This is a genomic window from Bacillus sp. FSL W8-0848 (genome assembly GCF_038007805.1).
Taxonomy (GTDB): domain Bacteria; phylum Bacillota; class Bacilli; order Bacillales; family Bacillaceae; genus Bacillus; species Bacillus glycinifermentans.
The window spans coordinates 475,467-490,231 of record NZ_JBBOYB010000001.1 but is presented as its reverse complement, the minus strand read 5'-3'; the positions used below and the strand labels follow the sequence as shown (position 1 = coordinate 490,231).

Sequence of the window (14,765 nt, the reverse complement as noted above, 5' to 3'; positions counted from 1 at the left end):
TAAGGTCAGGGTCAATGCTTTGCGCTTTTTTTATTTTTGCGTTTTTTAGCAAGCGCAATGAGGCAAATCAAAGCCGGCAGAATGATTTGCATCGGCAAATGGACGTATACAGGGACAAAACTGATTCCTTCTTTAATGTGTTCGGAAATGTTGCTGGCAATGGAAGCCGATAAAAGCAAAATGACGATGCCGACCACATGAACGGCTTTTGACGGCTTCTTCAATTTGAATAATGTAGAAAGCCCTTCAGTAACGGCATATATAAAAACACCCATCTTAAAGAATCCGCCAATCACGAGGACAAGCATGAAAAATACATCAAGTCTGTCCAAAAATTCTGCGACTTGTATCGTTTGGATCGTGCTCAGCAAAGGAAACCGCGAACGTTTATTGAGATCAACGCCGAGCACGCTGATGTTGATGGCTACATTGAGCGCCAAAAGAAAACCGCTGATGGCGATCGCCGACAATCCGGTTTTTTTGACCTTTTTCGGCTCATTGACAAAAGGAAGGATTAATGTCAAGACTATGATTTCGCCAAACGGAAAAAACAATGTTTGCGTAAACACGGCATGCAGGACAGGCCCCGGCCCGTTTCCCAGGACGGGCATCAGTTCATACGGTTTGATCAAACCGGAACTGACAATCAAAATGAAGCCTATTGCCGATATCACAAACATGACCCCAAATAACAGCTCCCCTGCACGGGCAAGCACTTCAATCCCCTTTCGCACGGTATAAATGCATACCGCGATTAACATTCCGTTGACAAAAAGGAGCGGTGTGTTCGAATAGGCAGATGTTAACACCATTTCGCCAAAATCCCGCAAAATCCTCGCCGCAATATATGCATAATAAATAATATAGAGAAAAGACACCGCCCAGCCGATCGGTTTTCCGAGAACCTTAAACATCGATTCGTAAGCCGTTGACTTGGGATCAAACTGATAAAAATAATGATGCATCAAAAACAGGACGAGACCGCCGGCAGTCCCGCCCAAAATTGCAATCCAGGCATCCTGTTCGGCAGATTGTCCGGGGATAACCAAAAGAGAACTGCCCAGTTCAAACAAAATGATCAATACGAACAGCTGCTTTGCACTGATTTTTGCCTTCTCCATTTCGCACGCCCTCCTTTTCTTCCCGTCAGCTTCCTTTCAAAATGCTTGGATTGCTTCTTAACCCGGTTCTCCGGACATACGCGTTTACTGTAATATCGACATCCAAATCGGGAAAATACTGATCAGCCCACTGGTGTTCGATTTTTTTCCATACCTCCGGGTAGCGTCTGTATACAACATCGCCGAATTGAAGGACATCTGTTTTATGTTGCTGGACAAGCTTGACGGTATCCTGCAATTCCTTCTTTAATTTGTCTGACGCTTTTTTTTCGATTTCATTAAGCACTTTCGGATCGTCCAAAAGAACCGGCACTGTCGTTTCTCCGACATCTCCCTCCATATTGACGTATACGGATATGGCCGGCTGATTATTTTTGAGCTTCGCTTCTACTTTCGTGTTTTGCCGAATGACGTCGAATGTAAGGGAGTCCTTTTTATTCATCAAATCGATCGTAAGATAGGATTGACGCACCTTATTCCGCAGCCATAAGACGCCCCTTGCATTCTCCCCTTCAAGCCAATCGGCAAGTTTTCCTTCTTTAAAAACGGCCAGGCCGTTTGCTTCAATCTGCGCCGCCGGATCGGTAGACTGAATGCTTTCCATCTTAGGCGCTTTCTTCTTGCTGCCGGTCAGCTTAAAGGAGGAAATGACCGGATGCCTCGATCGAGACGTTATACATTTGAGCACATCCTGAATGCTTGTTTTAAAATGCTCTCCCAATTGCTGTTCTGTAAATTGCAGCGTTTTGTTGATTTTATTTGCCGGAATTTTATCAACCGGCGTCAGGGCTTTAATCAAATCTTTCGCCTTTGCGCCGTGGGCAATAACGATCGTTGACGTCGTCCGAAAATCCGGGTCGCGGTCAAGTATATCGAGTATTTTGACGAGGCCCTCGTCTTTCGCCAGGTCTTCATCAACAACAACAAGATTTGTATGCGAATAATACAGTTCCCGCGAAATTTTTGTTGAAGCATGGCGGCTGATTTCGGTCAAATTGTTGCCGGGCACAGTTATGCTTGTGATAGGCGGCCGGTCTCCCCCTTGTCCGCCTTGGAGGCCGCCCGTCACGCTGATCGGATTGACAACCTGAAACGTCGCTTCATACTTTGTGTTTTCACCTTTATCAACCCCAAGGGCGGAGATCAGCGCCAGGTCTGTCAGCTCTCTTTTGTCCCAGCATCCTTGAAGAAGGAAAACGGCTGTCAGCATCAGCAACATTTTAATGCTGCGTTTCATTTCCATCACCCTTTGGCTGCTTTGCCTTCATGCTCCGGTCATCCGGAGGCTCCGGTTTTTGATCGTTCCCTTGACGGAGCTTATTGTCGTTGCCAAGCAGTTCCGGCCTTTTCTCATGCGTCCACCAGGGCGTCCGGAAAATTGCGTCTCCCCAATTTTTGGGAATAAACGGCGCAAACGGCGTCATATAAGGAACACCGAAGGAACGAATGCTGCTTAAATGGACAAACATGAAGATCAATCCGAGAATAATGCCGTAAAACCCTGTCGCCGCCGCGGCTATTATGAATAAAAAGCGAATTATCCGGGCGGAAATGGCCATTGCAAACGCCGGCGTCGCAAAGCTGGATATTGCCGTAATCGCCACGACAATGACCATTGCAGGGGAGACGATTCCGGCCTGCACCGCCGCTTGTCCGATGACGATGGCGCCGACGATCGACACAGCAGAGCCGATCGCCTTTGGTAGCCGGATGCCCGCTTCGCGCAATATCTCAAAGGAAATTTCCATGATCAAAGCCTCCACAACGGCCGGAAACGGAACGATTTCGCGCTGGGCGGCAATGACGATCAAGAGCTCCGTCGGAATCATCTCCTGGTGAAACGTTGTAGCTCCTACATAAACGGCGGGAGCGATCAACGATATAAAGAAAATGAGAACGCGTAAAAATCGGATAAATGTCGCAATATCAAAACGGGAATAGTAATCTTCGACAGATTGAAAAAACTGAATGAATACCGCGGGAACGAGCAAAACGAACGGCGTTCCGTCAACAAAGATCGCGACCCTTCCCTCAAGGAGATTGCCGGCGACCATATCAGGCCGTTCCGTATGATAAATCGTCGGAAATGTCGTAAATGAGACATCCTCGATCAGCTGTTCAATATAGCCTGATTCAAGGATGCTGTCCATTTCAATTCCTGCGAGCCTTTTTTTGACTTCTTTCACCGTTTTTTCATTGCAGATCCCGTTGATGTACATGATCGCAACATCGGTTTTCGTCACGCTGCCCATGTTCATTTTTTCGACCCAGAGGTTTGGATTTTTGATGATTTTTCTGACAAGCGAAATGTTTGTATCAAGCGATTCGATAAACCCTTCGCGCGACCCGCGAAACGCCCGCTGGTTTTCAGGCTCGTTAATGGAACGCTTTTCTCCCCCTTTTGTACTGGCGATTATCGCGCTCTGCGTTCGATCCACAAAAATGACGGTATCCCCGGCCATCAGCGAATTGAGAACCGCTGAAAAGCTCGTTTTCTGCTTTACACCGCCCAGTGAAACGGAGTCGGCGGAAATACAATCGATGACTTCCTGTCCTGTCTCTTTTTCATTTAGTTTCTCGGAGTTCGTGATCGATTCAATGAGAAATTCATGAATCGTCTTTTCATCCGCAATGCCGCCGACATAAACAATGGCTGTCTCTACTTTCGATTCGGCGCCGGTCTTCAGCCTGCGGATCACGATATCTGAGCTGTTTCCCGTTTTTTCTTTTATAAGATTAAGATTGTCAGCAAGTGAATAACGGACATCGCCTGCAACATGGTCGTTTTCCGGCGTTTCGTCCCCATTCATAAGAGATTCATGTTTTTGTTTCGCTTGATAACGGCCTTTAAAAAAGAATGGCATAGCTGTCAGAATCCCCTTTTTTTCTTGTTTTTCGTATTTTTCCTAACAACAGATCATTTATACCCGCTTAAGCGCATAGCGCTTCGTGAAAACAGAGAAAATAACGGGGAACGGAGAGTGGTGGTTATGAAGGTCATCGGGATCGGGGTTTTGCTGTTCATCTGCTTAATGACGTTTTCCATCGTGCTCGATTTTTATCAGGGGATGACGCTGCATGAGGCGGTGGTCAATAATATGACGTTCACCACTTTAGAGCTGGGCGAATATGTGATCATCCTTTTCTATTTTCTATTTCTCACGGCAGCAGCGATTTTGAACGGCAGAAAAAAGAAAAAAAGGACATAAAAAACGGGCTCCCTTCGCAATGGGAGCCTTGTTTCTCAAACGATTATGTTTCCTTTTACAACATCTGTCTGATGACTGTGAATCGTCCCTTTCACAACCGTGTTTCCGATGATTCTCGATTGTGTTGAAGCATCGGTTTGGATGGCTGTGATTCCGTCTGCCGAACGGCTGTGGATGGTATTGTTCATGATGAGGGAGCCTGTTGACTGGCTGATGAAGAGGATGATGGCCGGCCTTTCCTCTCTGACGAGAGAAACGGTATTGCCGATGAATTCATGCGTTCCAGACGTCATATAAATCGTCACGACAAGGGAGGAATCTTCAATCATATTGCCGAATATTTTCGTTTCCTTTTCCGTCGAGCAGTAGATCGCAAAATTTTTAAAACCGGTGATGGTGTTATTCTGAATGACGGCGGAAGCCCGATCTGTGACGGATAATGAATAGGATTCCGGCACGATTTGAAACGAGGCCGGTGAAATGAAGTTGCCTTCGATCACCGCGTTCCCCTGTGAGATCCAGACCCCTCTCGAAAACAATTTGATGACGTTTTGTTTCAATTGCACATCATCGCCAGAGCTTCTTACCCCGAGGATGACGCCCGTAATGCTGTTGTTGGAAAAGGTAATGCGGTCTGACTGGATAACGCTGAAGCCGACGCTTTTCTTTTTTTCCGGCACGCCGTTTTCGATATCATTTCCTTCAATGAAAACCTGTGATGCCGCATAAACCGAAATCCCCGCATTTTCAAAATTGTTTATCTTATTGCCTGAGACAAGAACGCTTTTGCCGCGGATATCCATGCCCGTCGAAAAGCCGGTGATCAAATTGCCTTTAATCACCGCATTACGCTCTTCCCCCAAGGTGTCTGTTCCCAGTCCGGCAATGCCCGTTTTCGGCCGGTCTGCATCCGGATTGTTTTCCAAAACATTGCCGGCAATGATCGTCTTGACCCCGTATCCATAAGAAATGGTGCCGTCTGCGTGGTTTCCTTCTATTAACACAGAGGCTCCGTTAAAATTGGTGACCGCGCTGTTTACATTGCCTTTGAAGACGTTATTTCGAATGGTGACATTGACAGGTTTTTCATAGAAGACAGATCCTTCACTGTAACCTTCGATATCGATGCCAAACCGCGGGGCCGTGCCGTTTCCGGTCCCTGCATCCCGAATGTTGCACCCTTCAACCAGTACGCCGTCACAGCCCGTGATCGAGATGTTATTTCTCCGGGAACGGCTGATGTTACAATTTCGCACCGTCACGTCCACTGAAGGTCTGTAGTCTTGACCGCCGGCGCTGATGATGATGCCGTCACCGGTAAAATCGGCTAATCTCACGTTTTCGATCAGCACACGAGACGCACCCTCGACACAGATGCCGAATCCCCATTCGTGCGTCGGCCTCGGCGTTGGCGTGTAAGTGTGATCATCCCTGTCACCGATGATTGCGCCTCCGGATATTTTAACGTTCGATTCACCGCCTATATAAAAGACAGAATATCCCCATGAACCGTTTGGCTTGACCTGCATGACCGCTTCGGCATCCATCTTGATTGCAATGCCGCCTGGTACATTGATTCCCGCGTTTCGAAAAGGGAATGCGGGATCGCCGTTTTGCGTCGCATCAATCAAGTATGTGCCATTCGGTATCCATACTGTATGGATGCCCATAGACTTCGCCCATTTCAGACATTCGTTGATTGCGTTTGTGCAATCTGTCTTACCGTCGCCGACAGCGCCGAATTTTGTCACATCGGCAACCGTCATTGTCATTTCCTCGGCTTGCGGCTCTGGCACAGTATATTCAGCCTCCTTTTGAAAAATCTTCTATTCTCTCATATATATGCCGCTCTATTAACATTCGCTTGTACAAAAATAGATAAAATTTTATCAAAAAATCTTTATATTAAACACTCCCCGAAAATCTTTTTTCTTACCTTATATAAAGCGCTTTATCAGCGGGGTCTTTTTCCCTAATCAATAGATAAATCAATTTAAGGTGTATTGACACGATCATTATATAAGAATATGATTTTTATAATAAGCTCAAAAATGAAGGAGTATTGCGAATGTCTAATCATCAAAATGAAATTATTCAAAACATTCCGCAAAAGGGGTTTTTTGGACATCCCCGCGGGCTCTTCACTCTATTTTTCACTGAATTTTGGGAGCGTTTCTCTTACTACGGCATGAGAGCGATCCTTATCTATTATTTGTATACACAAGTGTCCAAAGGCGGCCTCGGCTTTGATGAAAGCACGGCAAACTCGATTATGGCCGTTTACGGCTCCCTCGTCTATATGTCGGGAATCATCGGCGGCTGGATCGCGGACAGGCTCCTCGGCACGGCAAGAACGGTATTTTACGGCGGCGTGTTCATTATGTTCGGACACATTCTCTTGTCGTTCCCTGGCAGCGTCCCCGCTTTCTTCGCCAGCATGTTTTTGATCATCATCGGGACAGGCCTTTTAAAGCCGAACGTATCAAGCATTGTCGGCGACCTGTACAGCCCTGAGGATACCCGACGCGATTCAGGGTACAGCATCTACTACATGGGGATTAACCTTGGCGGATTCCTTGCACCGATTATCGTCGGCACTGTCGGCCAGACGTACAACTATCATCTCGGATTCAGCCTTGCCGCCGTCGGAATGTTCATCGGACTTGTCACATACGTGCTGACAAGAAAGAAAAACCTCGGACAAGCAGGTCAAGTCGTTCCGAATCCGATGACGCCGGCTGAACGGAAAAAAGTATTCGTGCGCCTCGGCCTCGGTGTTTTACTCATCGCCATCATCGCCGCTTTTTTCATTATGAAAGGCCTTTTGACGATCAACGTGTTTACGATGCTTGTCAGCATTCTCGGCATCCTGATTCCTTTGGCTTATTTCATCGTAATGTTTTGCAGCTCGAAAACGACAAGTGACGAAAAATCCCGTCTTATCGCTTATATTCCGCTGTTTATCGCATCGATGATGTTCTGGGCGATTCAGGAGCAGGGCGCCAATATCTTGGCAACGTATGCAGACAAACGGACTCATTTAGAATTTATGGGCCTGCAGTTGCAATCATCATGGTTTCAATCGTTAAACCCGCTGTTTATCGTCGTGCTCGCGCCGGTATTCGCGTGGCTCTGGATGCGTCTCGGCAACCGCCAGCCGTCGACTCCGACGAAATTTTCGCTCGGGCTGATTCTGGCCGGCTTGTCATTCATCGTCATGATTTTCCCTGCCTACATTAACGGCACTCAATCGCTTGCTAATCCAATGTGGCTCGTACTGAGCTTTTTGATTGTCGTGCTCGGGGAATTATGCCTCTCCCCAGTCGGCTTATCTGCAACGTCAAAGCTTGCTCCTGCTGCTTTCTCCGCGCAGACGATGAGCCTCTGGTTTTTGTCAAATGCTTCGGCACAAGCCATCAATGCACAGATCGTAAAGTATTACAATACAAACACTGAAATCGCCTATTTCGGAACGATCGGCGGAGTAGCTATCGTATTGGGATTGATTTTATTTATGCTCTCTCCAAAAATTCAAAAATTTATGAAAGGCGTTCGTTAATCGAACACCCGGCAGCCTGTCTATAAGACAGGCTGCTTTTTTTTAGAGGATTCGCTTTTGGTTTATCGAATAATTGAATATCAATTTGGAAATGGAGGCTGAAACAATGGAAATCACTGCAACGGCAAAATCCGGATTTACCGGAGTCGGCTTTACAAAAACCGTCACATTCGAAGAAGCCCATGCAAAAAAGCTGCACGGCGTCATTTTGCAATTGAAGAAGCGTTATCGGCAAATAATCGGCGTGAAGGATGACAGGGGAATGTGGGCGATTTCGAAACATTTCGGCGAAGAGCAATTCGATTTCTGCATTTTGATGGAAACAGACGGCCTGCCTGAAGTTCTTCCGGCGGGAATGATCAGCTTTCAGGTTCCTCCCCTGACATATGCGTATGCCAGGCACCCGCAGGATGAAAATCCGGAAGCAACTTATCGAAACGTCTATCAGTGGATTAAAGCAAACGGCTTTCAATTAAACGACAAAGCTTTCACACACATGGAGTTTTATCCGATAGACCAGGATCTAAGCGCACCCGAATTTGATATATACGTTCCAATCATTCGCTCTCCGCATTGAATCTGGACAAAGTTATTTGGAATTCCAGTATGCGGACTATAGAATTCTCCATCTGCATTGGATTAACCCGCTTCTTCTTTAGCAAAAATTAACATTTCTTTAATTTTCAACTTACATATATTTGCTATGATAAATTCCAATAAAAAGGAGGGTGTCATATGAAATATACTTTATCCAAAACGGCCGCTGCATCTGTTCTTGCAGCATGTATTTTCGTTTCTCCATGGAGCGGGCTTCCTCAAACAAAGGCAGCCGCCGCAAAAGACTTCACGGTGACTGCCGATATGGAAACAGAGCCTGTGAACAGCGCCGATGACGCCGCAGATGATCCGGCTATCTGGGTTGATCCAAAACATCCTGATAAAAGCAGGCTGATCACCACGAATAAACAATCCGGCTTAATCGTGTATGATCTTGAGGGAAAGCAGCTTGCCTCCTATCCATTCGGTCAATTAAACAATGTTGACCTTCGCTACAATTTCCCGCTGGGAGACAGGACGGTCGATATTGTCGGAGCATCCAACAGATCAGCCGGAAAAAACACGATCGAAATATACGCGTTCAACGGCGCTAAAGCCGAGCTGACATCGATCGTCAATCCGAAAAAGCCGATTAAAACGGCCATCAATGAAGTCTACGGATTCAGCTTATACCACAGCCAGAAAACCGGAAAGTTCTATGCGATGGTGACGGGAAAGGACGGCGAATTTGAACAGTATGAGCTGTCGGACAACGGAAAAGGACAAGTCGAGGGCAAAAAGGTGCGGGCATTTCAAATGGGCTCGCAAACAGAAGGACTTGCAGCAGATGACGAATACGGCAACTTGTACATCGCTGAGGAGGATGTCGCGATTTGGGCATTCAGCGCCGAACCGAACGGCGGCAAATACGGAAAGGTCATCGATCGGGCTGACGGAAGGCATCTGACCGCAGACATTGAAGGGCTGACCATTTATTACGGTGCAGACGGTACGGGGTATTTGCTCGCATCAAGCCAGGGCGATAACAGATACGCCATCTATGACCGCCAGGGAGATCACAAATATATCGGCGCGTTTACAATCGCAGACGGCAAAGCCATTGACGGGACAAGCGATACGGATGGAATCGACGTCCTCGGCTTCGGACTCGGCAAGAAATATCCGTACGGGATCTTTGTTGCCCAAGACGGCGAAAATACCGAAAACGGCGCGTTAAAGAACCAAAATTTCAAAATCGTCTCTTGGGAAAAGATCGGGGCAGCCTTGGATTCTTTACCTGCTCTGAAAGATCAGGTAAATCCCCGCAGCCTGAAAAACCGCGCAGAATAAGCGAGAAAAATCCGGAGAATCTGATATGCTCCCCTAAAGGTAGACAGATGAAATAAAAAAATCTGTTTGCCTTGGGGGAGTTTTTTCATGGCTGGAAAATGGTTTTCAAAAAAGGAAAAATTGAATATTCTATCAGAATGTGATCAGGAGAATAATTCGGTGAAGGAGATCGCAGAAAAATATGACATTCATGCCGAAACAATTCGTGAATGGAGAACATCGCATGATATGGCGGGTGTGGAGAGTTTGGAACGTTCAAAGCGCCATAAGTTCTATCCCGCAGAATTAAAATACAATGCCGTGAAAGACTTCTTATCCGGACGCTACTCTCAAAGAGAAATCTCGAGAAAATATAAGATTTCCAGTAAATCCGTACTCATGAAGTGGGTTGAGCTTTATAATGGTCATAAAACGTTAAAAGACAGCGGGAGAGGAAGGAATCGTTTGATGACCAAACGGAAGAACGTTTCATTGGAAGAACGGATTGAGATTGCGAAGGATTGTCTAGCTCATGGAAAGGACTACGCCAGATCAATGGAGATTCATCAAGTCTCCTACCAACAGGTGTATCAATGGGTGAAAAAGTATCAAGAAGGCGGAGAAGAGGCCTTAAAAGACAACCGAGGGAAAACGCAAAACCGAAGAAGAACTGACACCTGAAGAAAAAATTCAACGGGAAAACAAACGGCTGGAACAGGAAAATGAGCGTTTGCGCGCAGAGAATGCGTTCTTAAAAAAGTTGGAAGAGATCAAAAGGAGGCGGTTCTAAGTCAGGTTCGGTACGAAGATCGATATCTCGCCATTTTAGAGCTGAATCGAAAAGAAGGCTTTTCTGTCCAAATGTTATGTGAGATTGCCGAAGTTTCGCGCCAGGGGTATTACAAATGGAGGAGCCGAGTACCTTCAGCGAGAGAAAAACAGAATGAAAAGATTATCGCCAAAATGGCGCTACTTCACGAACAAATTGGCGGTATCTACGGATACCGCAGAATGACCTTAAACATGAACCGCCGCTTTAAAGAGCGCCTCAATCATAAGCGCATCTATCGGCTGATGAAAATTGCCAAGCTGGAGTGTGTCATTCGGCGGAAGAAAAAACGTTACGGCAAAGCGACGCCTCAACATGTGTCCGAAAATATCCTGAATCGAGAGTTTAAAGCGGACAAACCAAATCAAAAATGGGTGACTGATGTGACAGAGCTAAAATACGGCCATCGGAAAGCGTACCTCAGTGCCATTTTAGATCTTCATGAGGGAATGGTCGTGTCTTATGTGCTGGGGAAATCCAATAATAACGCCCTTGTGTTTAAAACCTTGAACCAAGCGCTTGAGGCAGCCCCAAACGCACGTCCTCTCCTTCACAGCGACAGAGGTTTTCAATACACGTCCCACCAGTTTAGAAGGATGATTGAAAACGCAAATATGACACAGAGTATGTCCCGCGTCGGCCGCTGTATTGATAACGGCCCCATTGAGTCGTTTTGGGGGAAATTAAAATGCGAGAAATACAGACGGAATTCGTACGAGACATTTGAGGCACTTCAAAGCGCAATTGATGAATATATCCACTTTTACAACCACGATCGTCTACAAGAAAAACTAAACGGCCTCAGCCCAGTGGAATACAGGGCTAAAGCCGTCTAGTGTGTTTTAGTTATTTCCACTGTCTACTTGACAGGGTGCAGATCAATCGTTCTCCGGACTTTTTATTCCGCACGATGGCTCCGGCGCAAAATGGCTGTTCCGTATGGCGGCAACTTAACGGTTCCCTTCTTGCGGGTTCCTTTCAGCACATCTGTAAACGCCTCATCCGGGAGGGCTACGTTTTCGTTTTCCTCTGTAAAGTTTAAGAGAAAAATATAGTCATGCTTGCCGTCTGTACGCATCTGGGCCGTCACCCCGTCCGGAAGGTCTGTATCGAGCACTTTTGCGATTCCGGTTCCTTCGATGAGCTTTGAAACGAAATCCTTTTGAAAAGACGTTTCATTTCTCGATGCGATATAGTAGGCTTTCCCCGCTCCGTACAAATTGACGGTGAGAGCAGGTCGGCCCGCGTAAAAATCTTCTTCGTAAAAGGCGAGCGCTTCGGCGCCTTCAAGATGAATCAAGTCGCAAAGTTCAGCCGCTTCATAGCGTCCGCTGAGCCCGAGCCGATTATCGGCGTCCATGACGATTGCGTTCTTCTGCCCGTCGTGAAGGGCATCGATTTCTTCAGACCAGATGCCAAGCATCTTTCTCAGACCACCGGGAAAGCCTCCGAGGAAAGCCAGATCGTTTTCATCGACAATTCCCGACCAGTATGTCGCGACAAAGGTGCCGCCTTCTTGGACAAACCGCTCGATCCGTTCGGCAGTATCCTGTTTCAGCATATAAAGCATCGGTGCGATCACCAGTTTATATTTCGAAAAATCGCCGTCCATATGAATGACATCGACAGGAACCCCCTCCTGCCAGAACGGCTGGTAAAACGATTTAACCGTCCGTTCGTAGTGGAGACCGATATTGCGCGGACCTTGGGCATCTTCCAGGGCCCAGCGGTTTTCCCAGTCAAAAATAAGCACAACTTCCGGTTCCGCCGTCGTACCGGCGATTTCATCAAGCTTGTCCAGCTTTTCACCGAGCTTTTTCACATCCTGAAAGACGCGCGTATGCTCAGAGCCCTCATGATCGACGACGGCACCGTGGAGCTTCTCGCTCGATCCGCGGCTTTTTCTCCATTGAAAATACTGGACGGTATCAGAGCCGTGGGCGACCGCCTGCAATGAGGACAGCTCATGCATGCCCGGGCGCTTCAGCTTGCTGACGTCGTGCCAGTTTGTCATGCTCGGCGTGCTTTCCATCAGCATAAACGGTTTGCCGCCTTTTAAGGAACGGTTGATATCATGAACGAAAGCGATCTCCGCCCCCAGCTCGTTGTCTGTCTGCCGATTGTTGTGCCATGCCGGATAGGAATCCCACGAAATGACGTCAAGCAGATCGGCGAACTTCCAATAGTTCAGGCCCGGGAATGTTCCCATGAAATTCGTCGTGACGGGCAGTTCAGGATGAAAGGAGCGGACATGGGCGATTTCGTGGCGGCAAAAATCAACCGTCTGATCAGTGACAAAGCGCTTCCAGTCCAAATTCAGGCCGTGAACGGCGTCTTCGCCGTGGGGCGCCGGGGATTCAACCTCGTCCCAATCTGTGTAGGTATGGCTCCAGAATCCCGTCCACCATGCATGGTTCAGCTGATCGAGCGTTTTGTACTTCGCCAGAAGCCATTCCCTGAATTTGGCCTGGCACAGATCACAGTGGCATTCTCCGCTGTATTCATTGGAAATATGCCAGCCGATCACAGCCGGGTGATGAGCGTACCGTTCGGCAAGCTTGCCATTGATCACCGCCGTTTTTCGCCGATAGACAGGCGAGGTGTAGCAATGGGCATGCCGCTTTCCGTGAAGGCTCCGCACCCTGTTCGCATCCGTTCTGAGCACTTCCGGATACTTTTTGGACATCCATGCAGGTTTGGCGCCGCTCGGCGTGGCCAAAAACGCATATATGCCGTTGTCCTTGAAAGCATCCAACACGCGGTCAAGCCAGTCAAACGTAAACCGTCCTTCTTCAGGTTCAAGGGAAACCCATGAAAAAATCCCGACAGACATCACATTGCAGCGGGACAGCTTCAATCCTCTTTTAATACGTCCGGGTAATTGAGCCACTGATCCGGATTATAATCGGCTCCATGCAGCAATCGGGGAACTTTCGGGCTGATCGGGGGAAATGATGTAACCATCCGCATTTCATCCTTTCGTCTTCATTTTCATAGAACGTGATGACAGCGGCGTCTCGCTACGTTAAACGATTTTAATATAAAGGTTCGTGTATTGCCGGGATCGTCCATTTGTTAGATTATATACGATTCTTTCCCGCTTCTTTCCTGCCTGCCGATCTGGATTTTATGGAATATTTGTAAAATATATTCTATAATTGTTATCATCAACAAATTCCGGTTCGGCATATACTTGACTAAAGCAACTATTATATTATAATTGACTAAAGCAACGATTTAACGAGAGAGAGGTTTTCATATGACGGAAGTCGACCGTTCCATCACGTTAGAATTCAGAAAGTTCAATCGATTTTACACCAATGTGCTCGGTTTTCTGAATGAACATATTTATGACAGCCCGTTTTCTCTAACGGAAACGCGGATATTATTTGAGATCAAAAATACGAGCCATTGCACGGCCAAGATCCTCCAGGATACGCTCGGCCTTGACCGCGGATATGTAAGCAGAATCATCAAACGGTTTGAAAAGGAAAACATGCTTTATAAGGAAAAAAGCGAAGAAGACAGCCGCAACCATTACCTGTATTTAACCGGGTTCGGCGAAACCATTTATAAAAAGCTCGAGGCAAAAGCAAACCAGCAAATTGAATATATGCTGGAGCATGTAGACGCTAAAAGCCAGGAAAAACTGGCTGCCGCGATGGAGACGATTGAATGCATATTGTCGGAGCAGCTCTCGCCTAAAGAATCTGCCGTTTCGATAAGAGACTACTATATTTCAGACGATATCAAGATGATCATTGAAAAACAGCGGCTATTTTATAAAGAGGCGCACGGGTGGGACCATACATTTTTGGACTACCTTCTCGAGACGTTTGACGCCGACATCGAAAAGATTTGGATCGCCGAAAGCGCCGGGAGGTTCGCCGGATGCGTCGGGCTCGTCAAACACGATGACCGCACCGTACAGCTCAGATGGTTCCTGGTCGATTCCGCTTTTCGTGGCAGGGGAATCGGCAGCAGCCTGCTCAGAACGCTCATGGATTATTGCAGAGAAATGAAATTTGAACGGATTTTTCTTTGGACTGTCAGCTCAATGGCTGAAGCGCGCCCTCTTTATGAAAAATTCGGATTCAGACTGACCGAGGTCAAGGATGAGGCGCCGTTATGGGGGCAGCGCCTTCAAGAAGAACGCTGGGACATTGAACTAGCCTGATGAA

The 14,765-nt window shown here is 47.1% G+C and carries 10 protein-coding genes and 2 pseudogenes; 7 read left to right on the top strand and 5 right to left on the bottom strand.

The annotated features are described in order from the left end of the window. Positions 1 to 11: 11 nt before the first annotated feature. Genes NSQ39_RS02515 through NSQ39_RS02505 form a run of 3 tightly spaced genes read right to left on the bottom strand, consistent with a single transcriptional unit; the run spans position 12 to position 3,985 of the window. On the bottom strand, positions 12 to 1,121 hold the full coding sequence (locus NSQ39_RS02515; protein ID WP_046131084.1) for a GerAB/ArcD/ProY family transporter: 1,110 nt from the start codon (positions 1,119 to 1,121) through the stop codon (positions 12 to 14). Positions 1,122 to 1,146: 25 nt separating this feature from the next. Beyond that, complete coding sequence (locus NSQ39_RS02510) at positions 1,147 to 2,358, bottom strand: Ger(x)C family spore germination protein (protein WP_216899446.1); 1,212 nt, start codon at positions 2,356 to 2,358, stop codon at positions 1,147 to 1,149. Next, the gene (locus NSQ39_RS02505; protein ID WP_175076919.1) at positions 2,342 to 3,985 is read right to left on the bottom strand and encodes a spore germination protein; all 1,644 of its coding nucleotides are present in this window, start codon (positions 3,983 to 3,985) and stop codon (positions 2,342 to 2,344) included. Before NSQ39_RS02505 ends, NSQ39_RS02510 begins: the two co-directional genes overlap by 17 nt. A 126-nt stretch (positions 3,986 to 4,111) precedes the next feature. Between NSQ39_RS02505 and NSQ39_RS02500 the strand changes: the two genes are divergently transcribed. Then, the gene (locus NSQ39_RS02500) at positions 4,112 to 4,330 is read left to right on the top strand and encodes a hypothetical protein (RefSeq protein ID WP_048405950.1); all 219 of its coding nucleotides are present in this window, start codon (positions 4,112 to 4,114) and stop codon (positions 4,328 to 4,330) included. Positions 4,331 to 4,365: 35 nt separating this feature from the next. On the opposite strand, the gene NSQ39_RS02495 is transcribed toward NSQ39_RS02500, so the two are convergent. After that, entirely contained in the window at positions 4,366 to 6,102 is a 1,737-nt protein-coding gene (locus NSQ39_RS02495; protein WP_216899459.1) for a right-handed parallel beta-helix repeat-containing protein, read from the bottom strand. 296 nt (positions 6,103 to 6,398) lie between these two features. Here NSQ39_RS02495 and NSQ39_RS02490 point away from each other — a divergent pair, with 296 nt between their 5' ends. The 5 genes and pseudogenes from NSQ39_RS02490 to NSQ39_RS02470 all read left to right on the top strand — a co-directional run. After that, on the top strand, positions 6,399 to 7,889 hold the full coding sequence (locus tag NSQ39_RS02490) for a peptide MFS transporter (RefSeq protein WP_216899444.1): 1,491 nt from the start codon (positions 6,399 to 6,401) through the stop codon (positions 7,887 to 7,889). 106 nt (positions 7,890 to 7,995) lie between these two features. Further along, positions 7,996 to 8,466, top strand: coding sequence for a GyrI-like domain-containing protein (locus NSQ39_RS02485; protein WP_046131089.1), 471 nt, complete (start codon positions 7,996 to 7,998; stop codon positions 8,464 to 8,466). A gap of 158 nt (positions 8,467 to 8,624) precedes the next feature. Further along, positions 8,625 to 9,776, top strand: a complete 1,152-nt coding sequence (locus NSQ39_RS02480) for a phytase (RefSeq protein WP_175076918.1) — start codon at positions 8,625 to 8,627, stop codon at positions 9,774 to 9,776. A gap of 87 nt (positions 9,777 to 9,863) precedes the next feature. Continuing rightward, positions 9,864 to 10,436: a transposase gene (locus tag NSQ39_RS02475; RefSeq protein WP_341014094.1), complete on the top strand. Its 573-nt coding sequence runs from the start codon at positions 9,864 to 9,866 to the stop codon at positions 10,434 to 10,436. A 78-nt stretch (positions 10,437 to 10,514) separates the two neighbouring features. Then, positions 10,515 to 11,420: pseudogene (locus NSQ39_RS02470) on the top strand (IS3 family transposase); the annotation flags it as partial. A 62-nt stretch (positions 11,421 to 11,482) separates the two neighbouring features. On the opposite strand, the pseudogene NSQ39_RS02465 reads toward NSQ39_RS02470, so the two are convergent. Then, positions 11,483 to 13,548 (bottom strand): annotated as a pseudogene (locus NSQ39_RS02465) (beta-galactosidase). Between the two features lie 295 nt (positions 13,549 to 13,843). Between NSQ39_RS02465 and NSQ39_RS02460 the strand changes: the two are divergent. Next, positions 13,844 to 14,761, top strand: a complete 918-nt coding sequence (locus NSQ39_RS02460; RefSeq protein ID WP_046133053.1) for a bifunctional helix-turn-helix transcriptional regulator/GNAT family N-acetyltransferase — start codon at positions 13,844 to 13,846, stop codon at positions 14,759 to 14,761. The last annotated feature ends 4 nt before the right edge of the window (positions 14,762 to 14,765 follow it).

Coding starts and splice junctions, on each gene's coding strand:
- NSQ39_RS02515 (WP_046131084.1), bottom strand. CDS start 1,121: ATGGAGAAGGCAAAAATCAGTGCAAAGCAGCTGTTCGTATTGATCATT.
- NSQ39_RS02510 (WP_216899446.1), bottom strand. CDS start 2,358: ATGAAACGCAGCATTAAAATGTTGCTGATGCTGACAGCCGTTTTCCTT.
- NSQ39_RS02505 (WP_175076919.1), bottom strand. CDS start 3,985: ATGCCATTCTTTTTTAAAGGCCGTTATCAAGCGAAACAAAAACATGAA.
- NSQ39_RS02500 (WP_048405950.1), top strand. CDS start 4,112: ATGAAGGTCATCGGGATCGGGGTTTTGCTGTTCATCTGCTTAATGACG.
- NSQ39_RS02495 (WP_216899459.1), bottom strand. CDS start 6,102: ATGACAATGACGGTTGCCGATGTGACAAAATTCGGCGCTGTCGGCGAC.
- NSQ39_RS02490 (WP_216899444.1), top strand. CDS start 6,399: ATGTCTAATCATCAAAATGAAATTATTCAAAACATTCCGCAAAAGGGG.
- NSQ39_RS02485 (WP_046131089.1), top strand. CDS start 7,996: ATGGAAATCACTGCAACGGCAAAATCCGGATTTACCGGAGTCGGCTTT.
- NSQ39_RS02480 (WP_175076918.1), top strand. CDS start 8,625: ATGAAATATACTTTATCCAAAACGGCCGCTGCATCTGTTCTTGCAGCA.
- NSQ39_RS02475 (WP_341014094.1), top strand. CDS start 9,864: ATGGCTGGAAAATGGTTTTCAAAAAAGGAAAAATTGAATATTCTATCA.
- NSQ39_RS02460 (WP_046133053.1), top strand. CDS start 13,844: ATGACGGAAGTCGACCGTTCCATCACGTTAGAATTCAGAAAGTTCAAT.